The following is an 18,141-nucleotide window of genomic DNA, read 5'->3' as shown; positions in this document are numbered from 1 at the left end:
GTTGGTATTGATTAGGGCGAGGGTCCACCCGTTCCCATTCCGAACACGGAAGTTAAGCTCGCTTCTGCCGAAAATACTTGCCTGGAGACGGGCCGGAAAGATAGGTAATGCCAACACAAACGGTCAGTTCAGGCTGACCGTTTTTTCTTTGTCTAAATATAGAACAAAGTTTCGACAGGATTCCGTTGACTGCGACTGGTTCTTATATTAGAATAGAGAAAAATCGTGAAACGGAGGGCGGAGCGTTGGATTTGGAACGGGAGATCACCTGCTGCTTTACCGGGCACCGCCCTGACAAGCTGCCCTGGGGGGACTGGGAAAATGCCCCCGCCTGCCAGGACTTAAAGCGCCGCTTGAACCAGGCTGTGGAAAGTGCGTACGCCCATGGCTATCGCCACTTCATCTGCGGCATGGCCCGTGGGGCCGATTTCTACTTTGCTGAGGCGGTGCTGGCCCTGCGGCGGCAGCATTCAGACGCGGCGCTGGAGGCCGCCCGGCCCTGCGAGACTCAGTCCAACAGCTGGCCGGAGGGGGACCGGCGGCGCTATCAGGCCATTCTGGACCAGTGCGATCTGGAGACGCTGGTGCAGCACCACTATGACCGGGGGTGCATGATGCGCCGGAACCGGTATATGGTAGATCGCTCCAGTCGGATCATCGCCGTGTACGACGGTGTGCCAAAGGGCGGTACCGCCCAGACCCTGGCCTATGCCATGCGCCGGGGACTAAAAACAGAAATTTTATCCCTGTGTCAGGAGGAATCTATATGAGATTGCTGCTCCACGCCTGCTGCGCCCCCTGCGCCAATCGGCCCATCGAGAGCCTGCGCCAGGAAGGGATGGCGGTGACCGGCTTTTGGTTCAACCCCAATATCCACCCCTACACCGAGTATCAGGCTAGGAAGTCCACCCTGGAGGCGTATGCCAAAGAGATCGGCATGAAGCTGATCATCGGCGGGACCTATGACCTGCGGCCCTGGATCCAGCATGTGGCGGACAACATTGAGGGCCGGTGCGCCTATTGCTATCAGGTCCGCATGGAGGAGACCGCCCGCTATGCCGCCGAAAACGGGTATGAGGGCTTTACCACCTCGCTGCTCATCTCCCCCTACCAAAAGCACGATGCCGTCCGGGCCATTGCCCAGTCTATGGGAGAAAAATATGGGGTCCCCTTCGTCTATCGGGACTTTCGACCTCTGTTCCGGTCGGGCCAGGAATTTGCGCGGGAGCACGGGATGTACATGCAGAAATACTGCGGCTGTATTTTCAGCGAGGAGGACCGCTATATGGCCGCCAAGCGGAAAAAGAAGGCCGCCCGGGCGGCGCTGGAAGGACAGCAGGCGCAAAATTGACGGACGGGGACATGCTCCAAAAGGGGCGTGTCCCCGTTTTGCGTGCTGAAAAGTTTTCCACAGGGTGTGGAAAAGAGAGAAGAAAAAGTCAAAAAGTTTTCCACAGGCGGTGGGCTTTTCCGTGGAGGAGGCGGAAACACTCCCGTTTGCCCCTCAGGAGGTCCTGTACATGGCCTTTGACTCCCCAGGTCGAATACCGTGGGGAAAACGGCATGACGGCCCTTTTGCGCAAGTCACAGGGGACGGAGGACAACTCGGGGGACTTTAACCGGTATCCCGATGTGGAAACGCTGACGATGGCAGATGCCGATGTCACCCTTAAGGGTGCGGATGGCCGGTTTACCCTGGCCCTGTGGCAGAAAGATGGTTTCTCCTATTCTCTTAACCTGTCCCAGGGACAAAACATCGAAAGCTGGGTGGAGATTCTATGCAGTGTGAAGTGATGTGAAATAAACAGCAGAAAAGACAGCAGCGCCCCGGGCCGGTTGGCTCGGGGCGCTGCTGCTTGTGGGAACAGGACAAGAAAGAGGGCAGGAAAAGTGATCAGAGACGGGACGGCATTATCCGAACATGGGCAGGATGTTCATAAAGCCGGTGATGATGATGCCGTTGAAGAAGTCAATGAACAGGGAGCCCACCAGAGGCACAATGAAGTAGGCCTGAGGAGCGGGGCCGTAGCGCTTGGTCAGCACCTGCATGTTGGCCATGGCGTTGGGGGTGGCGCCCATACCGAAGCCGCAGAAGGCGGAGGTCATAACGGCAGCCTCGTAATCCCGGCCCATGATGTTGAACACCACAAAGCGTGCAAACACGAACATCAGAACCACCTGGGCGGCCAGCATGACAATCATGGGGCCGGCCAGAGAGGCCAGCTGCCACAGCTTCAGGGTCATCAGGGCGATGGCCAGGAAGATGGACAGAGACACGTTGCCCCACAGGTCGATGGCCTTAGCGGGCAGTACGATGTGCTTGGCGTCGCAGAAGTTACGGATCACAGCGGCCACCAGCATGGCGCCGATATAGGTGGGGAAGGTGAGCTTAAACTGGCCGAAGTGGATGTTGTTCAGCAGGGCGGTAAGCACAGTGCCCACGCCGGAGGCCACGATCAGCAGGATGGCGGCGTTGGTGAAGGCGTCGGCGTCCACGCGCTCGGCCTTGGCCTTCTCCTCGGCGTTCTCGTCGTCGATCTCCATGATCTCGGCCTCAGACTCGGTGGAGGTCAGACCGTAGCGGTTGATGATGGACCGGGCAGTGGGGCCGCCCATCAGGGAGCCGGACACCAGACCGAAGGTGGCGGCGGCGATGGCCAGCACGTTGGCGCCCTCGATGCCCAGCTTGTTCTCCATCAGAGGACCGTAGGAACCGGCGGTGCCGTGGCCGCCCACCATAGGGATGGAGCCGGTGCACAGGCCCAGACGCATATCCCAGTGGAACACGGCGGCCAGCACGCTGCCCAGTACGTCCTGCAGGCACACCATCACAATGGCAATGATCAGGAAGGTGAACACCTTTTTGCCGCCCTTTTTCAGCAGACGGAAGCAGGCAGTGTAGCCCACGCTGGTAAAGAACAGGGTCATAAAGAAGCTCTTCACGTTGTCATCAAAGCTCAGCTGGACAACGCCGCAGGAATAGAGGACCAGGTGAACGATAGCGAAGATCAGTCCGCCTACCACGGGGGCAGGGATGCAGCAGCGCTTCAGGAATTCGATGCGGGTGGTCAGGAAGCGTCCCAGGACGAACAGCAGCATAGCCACGCCTGCCGTCTGGTACATATCAAGGGTAAATTCTGGCATATTGTATACTCCTTCTCTCTTAATAATATTTGGCCCACACAGCCAGTTTGTTAAAAATCATCCACATTATAGGCACGGCACTTCAAAAAACTTCAAAATTCAACATGGCCATAAAATTTTTGTTAATTTCATGATTCATTCTGTTCAAAGTCAGTGATCCTGTACAGCACCCGGCCCAAAATCCGTAAAAAAGCACCGTCCACAGCGGTGAACGGTGCTTTATATCCTCTCAAAACCGGCGGTTTATACCTTCGTTTTTCTTCATTCCTCTTCAGCCAGGATCAACAGGCCGTCTAGAAAGGTGCGCAGATTGGCCTTGCCGCCGGGGCCCTTGCCCTGGAGGTGGGCCATCTCGGCGCGGACCTCCTGAAAGGGGAACAGGCGGGCGGAGTAGCGGGTGAAGAACTCGTTGGTATAGTCCTCCACACCCAGGCTGGCAATGTGGTTCAGGCCCCGGTCCAGGGCACGGCGGGCCCGCTGCTCCATAGTCTTGGGGTTGTCGCTGAGCTGGGCGCACAGGGCGGCTACCCCCACCTGAGAGGCGGTCTGCCCCCGCTGGAGCAGGGCGATGCACAGCTCGATGATGTCCTGGGAGCCCTTCTCCCCGGCCATACCCAGCTGGCTGAGGATGTGCTTGATGCGGCGGCGCTCCCGGGACAGGGGGGGCTCCGGCGGCGGAGCGGGAGCCCGGCCGGCAAAGACGCTTTGGATGGCCCGCAGGGCCTGCTCGTTTTCGATCTGTCGGGAGACGTTCTGGATGACCTGGCGGACTTCGATCAGGTTGATGGGCTTTTGGATGAAGAAGTCCACCCCGGCGGAATAGGCCCGGGCGATGAGCTCCTTGGCGGACACCTGGGAGATCATGATGAACTTGGCCCGGCTGCCCCCCTCCTTCAGCTCCCGCACCACCTGGATGCCGTCCTTGCCAGGCATAAGCAGGTCCACCAGGATCAGATCCGGGTCGGCGGCCAGAATGCCCTCCAGATCCGGGGGGGCATCGGCGGTGTCGCCGCAGATGGTGCCCAGTTCATTTTGCTCCACGATGTCCTCCAGAATGCTGATGACGGTGATGTCGTCCTCGATGATATAAATTCTCATGCCTGTCCTCCTGTCACCGCCGCCAAGGGCAGCAAAATGTCAAACTGGGTGCGTACCCCGGGCCGGGAGTCCACCTGAATGGAGCCCCCCAGCTCATCTACGATATACTTCACAGCGGGCAGCCCCACGCCCCGGTTGATGTCGCCGGTGTCGGGGTTGAACTTGGTGGAGTAGCCCACCTGAAACAGCAGGTTCATAGCCCGGCTGGAGATGCCGGGGCCGTTGTCCGTCACCTGCAGGCGCAGATCATCCCCCTGAACGCGGCAGTCCACCTGCACATTGCCGTGGCCCGGTCCGGCCTGAATGGCCTCCACGGCGTTGGTCACCAGATTTTTCAGTACAGACAGCAGGCGGTAGTGCTCCCGGATGGGCAGGTCCCGGTCGCAGCTGCACTCCAGGCGGATGTCTGCCCGCAGCTGGCCCAGCAGCTGGCGGGTGGACACCTGCAGGATGTGCAGCAGGTCGGACAGGGCCATGGTCTCATCGTCAAAGTCCCCGGCCACCTCCTCTTCAATGCCTCGGATGATGCGCAGGTTGTCCTTTTTTACCTCGTGGACATCCCGGGCGATGGACAGAGCCAGGGCGGTGAGGGATTCATCGGCGTGCTGGGCCTCCAGACGCTCGTAGAGCTGATAGGCGCTGGACATGACGGCCTCGATATCCTCGGCATCCTTTTTCAGAAAGTATAGCTCGGTTTTCAGGTCGGCGGTCATCAAAAACAGGTGCTGATAGCGCTGCTCGTGCTCCTCCCGCAGGATGAGCAGGCGATAGCTGCGGCTGACAAACAGGATGGTCAGCGCAGCCATAGAACGGCCAAAGGCCAGCCACAGAAGGGCTGCCAGCATGTCGGCGGAGAGATTCAGACCGTGGCTGGACAGCACCAGGTTCACAACATTGGAGACCACGTCGCACACCAGAGTGGCAAGCCACAGCCGGGGATAGGAGGCCGAGCGCCGGTCGGACAGCAGCAGGCACAGCAGCACATCGTAGCACAGATAAAATACCCCGCCAGGGTATTCTATCTCCAGGGCCTGAATCAGGGGCATGCCGGAAAACAAATCAGTGAGGGTGCGGAAGAGCAGTACAAACAGCCCCGTCACCAGACCGGTCTGGGGCCGGTGGCTGTCCCGCATGACCAGAATGAGCAGCACGGGATAGAGAATGACAGCGGCAGATACGCGAAAGCCATCTGCCCACACAGAGAGATACAGCTGGCTGGTCAGGGCGATGCACAGTCCCACCAGCAGCCGCCGCTGCAGGGCGGACAACCGCAAGGCGGAGAGGGCGCGGGCAGTGAACAAGGGACAGGCTCCTTTCCAAAATACGATACCTCTATCATAAAGAAGTTTCTCAGTTTGTGCAAGGGGGGCAGGAGCTTTTTTGCGCTGAACCGCTGCTGCAAATACAGTTAATATCCTGTTTTTCCTGACGGGCTGAGTGTTAAGAAAGCATAAATATCATTGTTTTCCACCGAGGAAAATTTTATCATAATAAAAATGAGATTGTCCAGGAACGAGGGACAGTCCCAGCCTCTAAAGCAACGGAAGGGAAACAATTATGAGTCTGCGCGTGGGAATCGACATCGGCTCCACCACCGTGAAAGTGGTGGTGCTGGACGAGCACAACAAACTGCTGTTCCGCTCATACGAGCGGCACTACTCCAAAACCAGAGAGCGGGCCTGCCAGACCCTGCGCTCTATCTCTGAGATGCTGGCCGGACAGCAGATCCGCGTGACCATCACCGGCTCCGCCGGACTGGGCGTGGCCAACGCCGCAGGCATCGACTTTGTACAGGAGGTCTACGCCACCGCCGCCGCCGTGAATACATACATCCCTGACACCGATGCCGTCATCGAGCTAGGGGGCGAGGATGCCAAGATCATCTTCTTCGGCGGGGCCCTGGAGGAGCGGATGAACGGCTCCTGTGCCGGGGGCACCGGGGCCTTCATCGATCAGATGGCCACCCTGATGAACGTGTCCGTCCAGGAGTTGGACGCCCTGTCGTTAAAGCACGAGAAGATCTACCCCATTGCCTCCCGGTGCGGCGTGTTTGCCAAGAGCGACATCCAGCCCATTTTGAACCAGGGCGGGCGGAAGGAGGACGTGGCCGCCTCTATCTTCCAGGCCGTGGTGGATCAGACGGTGGCCGGTCTGACCCAGGGCCGGGAGCTGAAGGGCAAGATCGTCTTTCTGGGCGGTCCCCTCCACTTTCTTATGGGTCTGCGGGAGCGCTTTGTGGACACCCTGAAGCTGGACGCCGACCACGCCATCTTCCCCAAGGATGGCGACTGCTTCGCCGCCATGGGTGCAGCCCTGTGCGCCGCCGACTATGCCACCGCTCCCTTCGAGGATGTGCTGAAAAAGCTGGAGGAGAGCGTGGAGACCACCACGGCAGTGGACACCATGCCCCCCCTGTTCAACGATCAGGAGGAGTATGACGCCTTCTGTGCCCGGCACAACGCCAACCACCCGCCCGAGGTGGATGCCAAGACGTACACTGGTCCCGCCTGGCTGGGCATCGACGCCGGGTCCACCACCACCAAGCTGGCCCTGATCACCGCCGACGGCGGATTGCTGTATACCTATTACCACTCCAACGAGGGCAACCCCGTGGCCATCGTGTTGGAGCAGCTGAAAGAGATCTACGCCCTGTGCGGGGACCGCATCCAGATAAAAGGCGCAGCCGTCACCGGCTATGGCGAGGACCTGATCAAAAACGCCTTCTCCTGCGATCTGGGCCTGGTGGAGACCATGGCCCACTATAAGGCGGCGGCCCACTTCCGGCCGGACGTGGACTTTATCATCGACATCGGCGGCCAGGACATGAAGTGCTTTAAGATCCGCAACGGGGCAGTGGACTCCATCATGCTCAATGAGGCATGCTCCTCCGGCTGCGGCTCCTTCATCGAGACCTTTGCCAAGGCCCTGGGCTATACCATCGCCGACTTCTCTAAGCTGGGGCTGTTCACCCAAAAGCCGGTGAATCTGGGCTCCCGGTGTACCGTGTTTATGAACTCCAGCGTGAAGCAGGCCCAAAAGGACGGGGCCAGCGTGGCGGACATCTCCGCCGGCCTGTCCACCTCCATTGTGAAAAACGCCATTTACAAGGTCATCCGGGCCGCCTCTGCCGACGACCTGGGGGAGCACATCGTGGTCCAGGGCGGCACCTTCCTGAACGATGCCGTGCTGCGGGCCTTTGAGCAGGAGCTGGGCCGGAATGTGACCCGGCCCACCATCGCCGGGCTGATGGGTGCCTTCGGCGCAGCTCTGGCCGCCCGGGACCTGCACCTGGACCACAGCAGCCTGCTGACGGCGGACGATCTGGCCCACTTTACCCACAAGGCCCGCCCGGCCACCTGCGGCCTTTGTACCAACCACTGCTCCCTCACGGTGAACTCCTTCGACGGGGGCCGCCGCTTTGTCTCGGGCAACCGGTGCTCCCGCCCCCTGGGGGAGGAGCCCAGCCGCCAGCCCGACCTGATGCGGTATAAATACGCCAAGCTGCGCGCCATGCAGGGCAACGGTGCCGGAGACGGCAGCCGGGGCACCATGGGCATCCCCTTCGGCCTGAATATGTACGAGAATCTGCCCTTCTGGTTCCCCCTGCTCACCCACCTGAATTTCCAGGTGGTCCTGTCCCCGGAGTCCAGCCGGAAGCTCTATCTCAAGGGCCAGCGCACCATCCCCTCGGACACGGTGTGCTACCCCGCCAAGCTGCTCCACGGCCATGTGGAGGCCCTGGTGGAGGCGGGGGTGGACAGCATCTTCTATCCCTGTATGCCCTATAACTTTGACGAGGGGAAGAGCGACAACAACTATAACTGCCCTGTGGTGGCCTATTACCCCGAGCTGCTGGCCGCCAACGTGCCCGACCTGAAAAAGGTCCGCTACTTTGACCCCTATTTCGGCCTGCACCGCCCCCGGGACTTTGCCAAGCGGGCGGAGGCCTGGTTTGCAGAGCAGTTCCAGATCCCCAAGCGGGAGACGGCGGCGGCGGTGAAGGCCGCCTATGCCGCCTATGACGACTATAAGAACGACCTGAGAGCCAAGGCCCAGGAGTTTATCGCCCAGGCCAGAAAAGAAGAACGGCCCATCCTCATCGTGGCCGGCCGCCCCTATCACATGGACCCGGAGATCAACCACGGCATCAACGACCTCATCACCTCCTATGGCTTTGTGCTCATCACCGAGGACTCGGTGGCCTATCTGGAGGATAAGGCCCCCCGCCATGTGCTCAACCAGTGGACCTATCACGCCAGAATGTACAACGCCGCCCGGTATGCCTGCACCCAGCCGGACATGGAGGTCATCCAGTTGGTGTCCTTCGGCTGCGGCATCGATGCCATCACCGGCGACGAGATGCGCTCCATCCTGGAGGACGGGGGCAAGCTGTATACCCAGCTGAAGATCGACGACATCAACAATTTGGGCGCAGTGAAGATCCGCATCCGCAGCCTGATGGCCGCCATTCAGGCCAGAAAGCAGCGGAACTGATCCACCGTCCGGACAGACGATCCAGAAAGGAACGAGAATTATGGCCAAACTAGTATACGATGAAAACGGCCGCCTGCTGTTCACCAAGGAGATGAAGCAGGAGTATACCATTCTGATGCCCCAGATGCTGCCCATCCACTTCGGCATGTTCCGCAAGCTGCTGGAGCTGGAGGGCTATCATGTGGACCAGCTGAACAACGAGGGGCGGTCTGTGGTGGACGAGGGGCTGAAATATGTCCACAACGACACCTGCTACCCCGCCCTGCTGGTCATCGGCCAGTTTATGGATGCCATTCAGCACGGGGGCTATGACCCCCACAAGGTGGCCCTGTTCATCACCCAGACCGGCGGCGGCTGCCGGGCCAGCAACTACATCCACCTGCTGCGCAAGGCCCTGGCCAAGGCGGGGATGGACTATGTGCCCGTGATCTCCGTGTCCTTCGGCCTGGAGAAGAATCCGGGCTTCCAGCTCACCGTCAGCCTGATCCGCAAGCTGGTATACGGCATGATGTACGGCGACCTCATCATGTGGGTGGCCAACCAGGTCCGGCCCTATGAGGTAAATGCCGGGGCCACCGACCTGAGAGTGGAAAACTGGGTCCAGCGCATGGTGGACCGCTTCCAGCAGGGCAAGGGCATGAGCCGCCGCCAGATGCGCGCCATCTTCGACGAGATCTGCGCCGACTTCGCCGCTATCCCCGTGGCGGGGGAGCCCAAGGTGCGGGTGGGCATCGTGGGCGAGATCTATGTGAAGTTCTCCGCCCTGGGCAACAACCATCTGGAGCAGTTCCTCCTCAGCGAGGGGGTGGAGCCGGTGGTGCCCGGACTTACCGACTTTATGATCTTCAAGATCTACAACCGGGTGGCCGACGTAAAGCTCTACGGCGGCAAGTGGGCCAAGAAGGCCCTGTGCAAGTTCTTCATGGGCTATATCCAAAGCTGCCAGAAGGACATGATCGACGCCCTGAACAAATCGGGCCGCTTCCGTGCCCCCGGTACCTTCGACGACCTGCACCGCCTGGTCCACGGCTATCTGGGCGACGGCAACAAGATGGGCGAGGGCTGGCTGCTCACCGCCGAGATGCTGGAGCTCATCCACTCCGGCACCAACAACATCGTCTGTACCCAGCCCTTCGGCTGCCTGCCCAACCACATCGTGGGCAAGGGCATGATCCGCAAGCTGAAGGACGACTATCCCCACAGCAACGTGGTGGCCATCGACTATGACCCCAGCGCCACCAAGATCAACCAGGAGAACCGCATCAAGCTGATGTTGGCCAACGCCAAGGGCCTGGTCCACGCCCAGGCCCAGCCGGAGCCCGCCCCCGTCCACGTTGTCCCCGACGTGGAGCGGGGACCCAAGACCGCCGCCCCCGCCCAGGAGCGGGAGTCGGCGTAACACAGCAATATAAAACCAGCCCCCGGCCTATCCATCAGGTAGGTCGGGGGCTGTGCCGTTCTTTGGGGATATTTAGCCCAGCAGCCGCCAGCGGAGTTGAAAGCGGGTGCAGGCGCTATCATACAGGAAATAGGCCAGGAAGGGGAGGGTGTAGCAGAGCAAAAGGCGGGCGGCCAGAAGAACAGACAGACCACCCACGCCGCGGCGCTGCAAAAAGGATGTGCCCAGGGTGAGAAACAGGCAGTGGGACAGATAGACGAAAAACGAACTCTGGTAGAGCCGCTCCAGTCCCCGCCGCAGCGTGCCGGGCGCGTGGGCCAGACGCAGACAGGCGGCGTGGACCAGGGCGATGGACAGCAGGTCGGCCACCAGCTTGACGTCGTTCAGGTTCAGCCCCAGGGAGTGGCCGGAGTATTGCAGATAGGCAAGCCCGGCGCAGACCAGGACCACGCCCCCGCAGACCACCTGTCCCAGCCCGCCGGAGAGGGAGGCCGCAACAAGTTTATAGTGTTTGCCCACATACAGCCCGGCCACCCAAAAGAGAAGATACGTTAAGAAAATGCGGTCAGAATAGGGAAAATCGATGCCGCCCAGGGACAGGATGTAAGAAAACTGCTGCATGAAAAAGAAGGTCAGCAGACTTACGCCCAGGGCCAAGTACGCCGGGATATGCTTCACCATCCACAGCCAAAAGGGCATGAGCAGATAGAACTGCATGACGATGACGATGTAGTAAAAGGGCGAGGAGAGATTGCCCAGGAGCAGATAAGAGAAGAATTCCCGCCCCTCCCCACGGACGTAGCCGATGCGCAGGAAACAGGCATAATAGATCACCACCCACAGCACATAGGGGAGATAGATCTTCTGAATGCGCTGGAGCATATAGCGGAGATAGCCGCCGAGGGTGAGCTCCCTGTCCATAAAATGCAGGGCCATTTTGACGGCCCCGGTGTACAGAAACATGGGCACCACAAAGGCCGCCAAGCGCCAGGGGAAGTAGATGACCGCCCCCTGCCAGGAGGACGGCGTGACCGAGGAGATGCCGATGGACAGCACATGGATCAGAATGACCAAAAGACACGCAATGGCGTTCATATCGTTCAGCTCTTTTTTCATCACAAGCACGGAACCTTTCTTCCCGGAATTGCGGAGTCAGAAATGCGAGCGAAATTTCTGCAACAAGCCCCCGGTCCAGCATGGTCCGGGGGCTGTGTGTTTATTTGGGCTTTTTGCGGGAGCGGAAAAAGGTGAAATAGATACCGACACCGAAGAATACGGCGGCCAGAAGCAGCAGAACCAAATCGGAGTACCAATTAAAAAGCAGCCCACCAAGATTGTGGAAACCATCCAAATGCCCCATATACGTATTTGCCTGATACATTTCACAGATGATACGTTGGGCAGCAAAAGCGACGGTAGCCATCAGAAAGTAGATACTGCCAATGAGGATGTTGATGAGCTTACGGTCCATAAGATTTACCTCAAAAGGAAAAGCCACAAAGAATTAAGGGTAAGTATATCCAGACAGAGTGTACGAACCCTTCAAATCAACGACTTTTCGTGCATAGTATGTAGTGCTAGTAGAACTTTCAACGCTGTAGCCTAGCGATTCAAGCAACTGAATAGAGATTCCCTGACTAGTAGAACGAGAGATTGCAACATCGATGGTTCCACGGGCATAGAAGTCAATACTGACATGTTTGGCACCTACGATGGTTGCGCTGTGAGTAAATTCGTTCCACTGCTGAATTCCGCACCATCCTTCACTAGTTTATTTAAACATAACAAATAATGATGAAAAAGTCAACAGTAAATAGTTGAAAAATACAGAAAAAATAAAAATGGTTGCTCAAAATCAAATGATTTCCGAGCAACCATTTTGTTTTATAAGCCCTGTGCCACTGCCTCGGCCACCCGGATGCCGTCCACGGCGGCGGAGACGATGCCGCCGGCGTAGCCTGCGCCCTCGCCGCAGGGGTACAGGCCGGACAGGGCGGACTGGAGCCGCTCATCCCGCAGGATGCGCACGGGGGAGGAGGAGCGGGTCTCCACCCCGGTGAGGACGGCGTCGGGGGCGGCAAAGCCGTGGAGCTTCCGGTCCATCAGGGGCAGGGCCTGGCGGAGGGTATTTGTGACGTAGCCGGGCAGGCAGGGGTCCAGCCGGCCCCAGCGCACCCCGGGGCGATAGGTGGGCAGGACGGCTCCCGGACCCTCGGAGGGGCGGGAGCGGAGAAAATCCTCCAAGCGCTGGGCGGGAGCGGAGAAGGTTTCGCCGCCCTGGAGGAATGCGGCCCGCTCCCACTGCTGCTGAAAGCGAACCCCGGCCAGCACGTCGTCCCCGGGGAAGTCCTCCGGGGTGACTCCCACCAAAAAGCCGCCGTTGATGTTGGCCCCATCTCTGGCCCGCAGGCTCATGCCGTTGGTCACCAGTTCTCCGGGGGTGGAGGCGGCGGCCACCACCTGTCCGCCGGGGCAGACGCAGAAGGTGAAGGCGGAGCGGCCGGAGGGCAGGTGACAGGCCAGCTTATAGTCCGAGGGGGGCAGCCGGTCCGCCGCCGGGCCGTATTGGGCCAGGCTGACGGCGCTCTGATCATGCTCGATGCGCACGCCGATGGCGAAGGGTTTTTTCTCCATGGGAACCCCAGCTTGGGCCAGCATTTGGAACGTGTCCCGTGCGGAGTGACCGGGGGCCAGGATCAAAGCGTCACAGGGCAGGGTATAGGGTCCCTGGGGCCCCTCCACGGTGAGGGCGGACAGCGCCCCGCCGGACTGCTCCAGCCCGGTCAGCCGGTGCCCAAAGCGCACGTCGCAGCCCAGAGAGATAAGCTCCTGACGGATGCGCTTCACCGTCTGGCGCAGCACGTCGGTGCCGATGTGGGGCTTGTGGGACCAGCGCACGTCCGCCGGGGCCCCGGCTTGGATCAGGGTGTCCAGCACCGCTCCGATGCGGGGGTCGTGGGTGCCGGTGGTCAGCTTGCCGTCGGAGAAGGTGCCTGCGCCCCCCTCGCCGAACTGTACGTTAGAGGTGGGGTCCAGTTCTCCCGTGGACCAGAAGCGCTCCACGTCCGCCGTGCGCCGGTCCACATCCTGACCTCGCTCCAGCACCACGCAGGGCAGACCGTTCCGGGCCAGAAACAATGCGGCAAACAGCCCCGCCGGCCCCATGCCCACCACCACCGGGGGCAGGGGGGCGCGGCGCTTTACCGCCGGGAAGACATAGTGCTTGGGCTGGATCAGGGTCACGGTTTTCCCCGGTGCGCTGCGGACCACGGCCTCCTCATCGGGCAGGTCCAGGCCCACGGTATAGACATAGTGGACGTCCCCCTTGTTCCGGGCATCGATGGACTGGCGCAGCAGGGAGAGCTCCCCCAGCGCCCCGGGCCGCAGCCCCAGCGCCCGGGCGGCCTTTTTCCGCAGCTGGTCCAGACCGCCGTCGATGGGAAGAGGAAGGTTGGAAATTTGGATCATGTTGAAACACCACTTTTGAGTTAGAAGTTAGGAGTTAGGAGTTAGGAGTTAGGAGGGCGGGCGGCCACAGGCCGCCCCTACGATGGGTCACGATGTCTCTTGTAGAGGCGGCTATTAGCCGCCCGCCGTTAGCGCACCAGGAGATGCGGGCGGATGATATCCGCCCCTACACCGGACTGCAGACAAATACAAATCGTAAATACTTGTATCAATTATACAAAAATGAATTACTCCCCCAGGATATCTGCCACATAGCCCTCCACGTCGAAGGGGTCCAGAAGGCTGTCCTTGCGCAGGTAGAGGGGGTGGTGGGGGTGGCCCTTTTTGGAGCGCTTTCCGGCGGAGAACCACTGTGCCCCCCGGGCATGGCCCAGGGCGATCATATCCCGGACGCAGGCTGGCAAGTAGTTTCGCTTTTCAATGATGGTGCCCCAGGCGGCCCACACGGCGGGGCGGCCTGCTGCGTCCAGGGACAGGGCATAGTCAAAGGCCCGCATGTTCTCCCGGTGGAGGGCCTGGTTGCATTCCGGCTCCATGTCGTCGGGCCGGGTGGCCCGCTGGGCGTAGACGTTGAACATGAGGAAGCTGTCAAACCCGTTGTGCAGGGCCACCCGCTCCACCGACTTCAGGGTGTTGTCCAAATCGTCCGGGGCGGCGGTAGAGGGGTTGATGCCCACGCAGATGAGGGGGTGCTGCCCCCGGGTGCCCAAAATATAACGATACTCCCCGTAGTGGTTGGGGACATATATCCATTTTGTAATGTCGTAATCGGGGCTGGGCTCCAGGGCCTGAGTCAGGGCGGCATCGAAGGGGACCACCGGCAGGGACTGGGTGGAACAGGAGGGGATGTGCATGGAAAAAACTCCTTTGATTGAAAATTCTTCCGCAGAAAACAGAGCCGTCCGGCGTTGCGCAGCGGGGGAGGCTCTGATATAATATGCAAAGATAACAGGTCGAACTATGGCGCTAAGAGCACTATATCAAATCGGCTATCCTTTGTCAAAAGATAAATCCCGCCGGGGGCCGCCCCGGCAGCACAGACCAGAGAGGAGCACACCATGAAACAGCAATTTCTGCGCCGCGCATTGGGCGGGGCGCTTTCCGTCGGACTGCTGATGCAGCCCGCCCTGGCCGCCGTGACCCCGGACATCCCCCAGGGCTGGACCACCCCCTTTTCCGATGTGGCGGAGGGGGACTGGTACACCCCCTTCGTGTCCACCCTGAACAGCCAGGGGGTCATCAACGGCTATGACGACGGGCGCTTTGGCCCCAACGATGCGGTGCGGGCGGGAGATGCCATCCTGATGGTGGTGAAGGCCGCAGGAAGCGGGAACCAGCCCGCACTGGAGGGGGCGCACTATGCCGCGGGCTATGTGCAGTATGCCCTGGACCGGGGCTGGCTGACCCAGGCCCAGGCGGCGGTGGATCTGAACGCCCCGGCCTCCCGGCTGTACATCGCCGCGCTGGCGGCCAAGGCGCTGGGGCTGTCCGCCTCTACCAAGCGCAGCCCCTTTGCCGACGTGAGCGACGGATATGTCACCGCCCTGTATCAAAACGGCGTGGTGGTGGGGGAGAAGTCGGGCGGCAAGCGGTATTTCAAGCCCGACAACTCCATCACCCGGGCGGAGCTGAGCGTTATCGTGTGGCAGGTGATGTCCTTTGACGACTACATCCACTTCAGCTCCCACGTGCTGGAGAAGCTGGACGGGGTGCCGGTGAACCGCTATGACAATGCCGCCTTTGTCAAGACGGATGGCCGCATGGAGTATGTGGGCGGGGACCGGGCCAGCCTGGCGGGCGTGGATGTATCCAGCCATCAGGGCACCGTGGACTGGGCCAAGGTGGCGGCTGACGGCATCGACTTTGTCATCATCCGCTGCGGCGGCCGATATTACGGCAGCGGCAAGGTCTTTGAGGATAAGCAGTTCAAAAGCAATATCCGGGGTGCGCTGGATGCGGGATTGCAGGTGGGGGTCTACTTCTTCTCCCAGGCCACCAACCAGACCGAGGCCCTGGAGGAGGCACAGTTTGTGCTGGACACCATTGCGGACTATCCGGTGGACGGACCGGTGGTCTTTGATTGGGAGAACATCGGAACCGATTCAGCCCGCACCGATGGCATGACCAGCGCCCAGGTGACGGCGGCGGCCAACGCCTTCTGCGGCAGGATCAAGGCTGCGGGCTATCAGCCCATGATCTATTTCAACCAGTATATCGGCTATCTGCTCTATGACCTGGACCAGGTGACCCAATACCCCTTCTGGCTGGCGGAGTACACCGACAAGCCGACCTTCTATTATCACTTTGAGATGTGGCAGTACACCAGCAGCGGCAGCGTGGACGGCATCACCGGAAAGGTGGACCGCAATCTGTGGATGCCCAAGGAGGCGCCCGTCCGGCCGGACAGACCCAGCCAGGAAACTGAGCCGGGGGAGGACGAGGAGGCGATGCCGCCCAGTCAGGATATCTCCCGGGAGCAGTCCTGAGAATTTGATATAAAAAATCTGTACGCATGTGCTATAATACAAAAGAAGAGCATTTCCCGATTTTTTTAGGAGGGGTATAGTATGATAAAATTGGATCTATCTAAGCTGGAGGGCTTTTTGCCCCAGGACTATCTGGAGCAGCGGCGCGAGGGGCTGGAGCGGGCAGCTGACATGCTGGCCCATCACAACGGCCCCGGCGGGGACTTTACCGGCTGGGTGACCCTGCCCCGGGACTATGACAAGGGAGAGTTTGCCCGCATCAAGGCGGCGGCCGAGAAGATCCGGCGGCAGTCCCAGGTGCTGGTGGTCATCGGCATCGGCGGCTCCTACCTGGGGGCCCGGGCGGTGATCGAGCTGCTGGCCTCCCCCAACTATAACCTGAAGCAGAAGGACACCCCGGACATCTATTTCGCTGGCAACGGCCTGTCCACCGACGCCCTGCTGGAGCTCATTGCCCTCATCGGGGAGCGGGACTTCTCGGTGAACGTGATCTCCAAGTCGGGCACGACCACAGAGCCCGCCGTGGCCTTCCGCATCTTCCGGGAGATGCTGGAGCGGAAGTATGGCCGGGAGGGGGCCCGGGAGCGCATCTATGCCACCACCGACAAGGCCCGGGGCGTTCTGAAGGGTCTGGCCGACGAGGAGGGCTATGAGGAGTTTGTGGTGCCCGACGACGTGGGTGGGCGCTATTCCGTCCTCACCGCCGTGGGCCTGCTGCCCATCGCCGCCGCCGGGCTGGACATCGACGGGCTGATGGCAGGCGCGCAGCGGGCCATGGAGACGCTGTCCGCCCCCGGTCTGGATAACCCCGCCTGGCAGTATGCCGCCGCCCGGAACGCCCTGTATGACGGCGGAAAGAAGGTGGAGCTGCTGGCCTGCTACGAGCCCAGCTTCCGCTTCTTCTCCGAGTGGTGGAAGCAGCTCTACGGCGAGAGCGAGGGCAAGGAGCACAAGGGACTGTTCCCCGCCAGCGTGGAGTTTACCGCAGACCTGCACTCCATGGGTCAGTACATCCAGCAGGGCGAGCGGCTCATGTTCGAGACGGTGGTGAAGTTTGCACCCAAGGGGGAGTTTATCATCCCCAACGACCCGGCCAATGTGGACGGGCTGAACTTTTTGGCCGGCAAGTCTCTGGCCTTTGTGGCCGAGCAGGCCATGCGGGGGACCATCCTGGCCCACGTGGACGGCGGCGTGCCCAACATCCTGCTGGAGCTGCCCGCCATCGGCGAGGACACGGTGGGCGAGCTGATCTATTTCTTCGAGTATGTGTGCGGCCTGTCCGGTTATCTGCTGCAGGTGAACCCCTTTGACCAGCCCGGCGTAGAGGCATATAAGAAGAATATGTTCGCCCTGCTGGGCAAGCCGGGGTATGAACAGCTGCGGGAGAGCCTGGAACAGCGGCTTTAAACAACCGGTTGAGAAAATTCACAGAATCCCGGTTGAAAAAACCAGGGACATATGGTAAAATTATAGTGCAAAGGGGGAGCAGCCCCCAAACGTATAAGGAGTGATACACATGATTCGAGTCATCATGGGCAAGAAGGGCTCCGGCAAGACCAAGCAGATGATCGAGATGATCAACAATGCAGTCCAGACCGAGCACGGCAATGTTGTTTGCATCGAAAAGGGCAATAAGCTGACTTTCGATATTCATTATCAGATCCGTCTGGTGGAAGCCAGCCAGTACAACGTCGACAGCTACACTGCGCTGAAGGGCTTTATCAGCGGCCTGTACGCCGGCAACTATGACATCACCCACGTCTTCATCGACAGCCTGACCAAGATCGTGGAGGGCGAGCCCGACCTGGAGACCGAGAAGTTCCTGGATTGGCTGAACAACTTCGGTGAGAAGCACAACATCAAGTTCACCATCACCATCAGCGACGACGAATCTCTGGCTTCTGACGGCATCAAGAAGTACTTCTAAGAATTCTGCTCTTTGCACAAAAAAAGCGCCTTGCGGGGAAAACCCGCAGGGCGCTTTTTCGTGCTTTTTCGACAAATGGACCGGGGAGAAAGGGAGAACAAACAGAAATTTCAGGAAATTTCAGA

The 18,141-nt window shown here is 60.1% G+C and carries 15 protein-coding genes and 1 rRNA gene; 9 read left to right on the top strand and 7 right to left on the bottom strand.

The window, feature by feature from the left end:
* The 4 genes from rrf to H8S55_RS12285 all read left to right on the top strand — a co-directional run bounded on the left by rrf (position 1) and on the right by H8S55_RS12285 (position 1,794).
* Positions 1–116 (top strand): 5S ribosomal RNA (rrf, locus tag H8S55_RS12300).
* A gap of 129 nt (positions 117–245) precedes the next feature.
* Complete coding sequence (locus H8S55_RS12295; protein ID WP_243200603.1) at positions 246–770, top strand: SLOG family protein; 525 nt, start codon at positions 246–248, stop codon at positions 768–770.
* Entirely contained in the window at positions 767–1,351 is a 585-nt protein-coding gene (locus H8S55_RS12290) for an epoxyqueuosine reductase QueH (protein ID WP_186879198.1), read from the top strand. Before H8S55_RS12295 ends, H8S55_RS12290 begins: the two co-directional genes overlap by 4 nt.
* A gap of 212 nt (positions 1,352–1,563) precedes the next feature.
* A complete protein-coding gene (locus tag H8S55_RS12285) occupies positions 1,564–1,794 on the top strand; it encodes a hypothetical protein (RefSeq protein WP_207721854.1) in 231 nt (76 codons plus the stop codon).
* 117 nt (positions 1,795–1,911) lie between these two features.
* On the opposite strand, the gene gltS is transcribed toward H8S55_RS12285, so the two are convergent.
* The 3 genes from gltS to H8S55_RS12270 all read right to left on the bottom strand — a co-directional run bounded on the left by gltS (position 1,912) and on the right by H8S55_RS12270 (position 5,543).
* Positions 1,912–3,144, bottom strand: a complete 1,233-nt coding sequence (gene gltS, locus H8S55_RS12280) for a sodium/glutamate symporter (protein ID WP_186879196.1) — start codon at positions 3,142–3,144, stop codon at positions 1,912–1,914.
* A gap of 261 nt (positions 3,145–3,405) precedes the next feature.
* Positions 3,406–4,242 (bottom strand): DNA-binding domain-containing protein, encoded by an 837-nt coding sequence (locus H8S55_RS12275; RefSeq protein ID WP_186879195.1) that lies wholly within the window; start codon positions 4,240–4,242, stop codon positions 3,406–3,408.
* Positions 4,239–5,543, bottom strand: coding sequence for a sensor histidine kinase (locus H8S55_RS12270; RefSeq protein WP_186879194.1), 1,305 nt, complete (start codon positions 5,541–5,543; stop codon positions 4,239–4,241). The genes H8S55_RS12275 and H8S55_RS12270 overlap by 4 nt, the downstream gene beginning before the upstream one ends.
* A 256-nt stretch (positions 5,544–5,799) precedes the next feature.
* On the opposite strand from H8S55_RS12270, the gene H8S55_RS12265 reads away from it, so the two are divergent.
* Positions 5,800–8,736 (top strand): acyl-CoA dehydratase activase, encoded by a 2,937-nt coding sequence (locus H8S55_RS12265; protein ID WP_186879193.1) that lies wholly within the window; start codon positions 5,800–5,802, stop codon positions 8,734–8,736.
* Between the two features lie 40 nt (positions 8,737–8,776).
* On the top strand, positions 8,777–10,135 hold the full coding sequence (locus tag H8S55_RS12260; RefSeq protein WP_186879192.1) for a 2-hydroxyacyl-CoA dehydratase: 1,359 nt from the start codon (positions 8,777–8,779) through the stop codon (positions 10,133–10,135).
* A 72-nt stretch (positions 10,136–10,207) separates the two neighbouring features.
* On the opposite strand, the gene H8S55_RS12255 is transcribed toward H8S55_RS12260, so the two are convergent.
* The 4 genes from H8S55_RS12255 to H8S55_RS12240 form a co-directional block, all read right to left on the bottom strand.
* Positions 10,208–11,251 (bottom strand): acyltransferase family protein, encoded by a 1,044-nt coding sequence (locus H8S55_RS12255; protein ID WP_186879191.1) that lies wholly within the window; start codon positions 11,249–11,251, stop codon positions 10,208–10,210.
* Between the two features lie 100 nt (positions 11,252–11,351).
* A complete protein-coding gene (locus H8S55_RS12250) occupies positions 11,352–11,606 on the bottom strand; it encodes a hypothetical protein (RefSeq protein ID WP_186879190.1) in 255 nt (84 codons plus the stop codon).
* A 413-nt stretch (positions 11,607–12,019) separates the two neighbouring features.
* Entirely contained in the window at positions 12,020–13,603 is a 1,584-nt protein-coding gene (locus H8S55_RS12245; RefSeq protein ID WP_186879189.1) for an NAD(P)/FAD-dependent oxidoreductase, read from the bottom strand.
* A 227-nt stretch (positions 13,604–13,830) separates the two neighbouring features.
* Positions 13,831–14,457, bottom strand: a complete 627-nt coding sequence (locus H8S55_RS12240) for a DUF1643 domain-containing protein (RefSeq protein ID WP_186879188.1) — start codon at positions 14,455–14,457, stop codon at positions 13,831–13,833.
* Positions 14,458–14,661: 204 nt separating this feature from the next.
* On the opposite strand from H8S55_RS12240, the gene H8S55_RS12235 reads away from it, so the two are divergent.
* The 3 genes from H8S55_RS12235 (at position 14,662) to H8S55_RS12225 (ending at position 18,016) form a co-directional block, all read left to right on the top strand.
* Entirely contained in the window at positions 14,662–16,089 is a 1,428-nt protein-coding gene (locus H8S55_RS12235; protein WP_186879187.1) for a GH25 family lysozyme, read from the top strand.
* 81 nt (positions 16,090–16,170) lie between these two features.
* Positions 16,171–17,496, top strand: a complete 1,326-nt coding sequence (locus H8S55_RS12230) for a glucose-6-phosphate isomerase (RefSeq protein WP_186879186.1) — start codon at positions 16,171–16,173, stop codon at positions 17,494–17,496.
* Between the two features lie 109 nt (positions 17,497–17,605).
* Complete coding sequence (locus H8S55_RS12225) at positions 17,606–18,016, top strand: hypothetical protein (RefSeq protein WP_147562820.1); 411 nt, start codon at positions 17,606–17,608, stop codon at positions 18,014–18,016.
* Positions 18,017–18,141 lie beyond the last annotated feature (125 nt).

Source organism: Flintibacter faecis, from assembly GCF_014287875.1.
Taxonomy (GTDB): domain Bacteria; phylum Bacillota; class Clostridia; order Oscillospirales; family Oscillospiraceae; genus Lawsonibacter; species Lawsonibacter faecis_A.
Note: the sequence above shows the minus strand (reverse complement) of the source record. Positions and strands in the feature narration are given on the sequence as shown.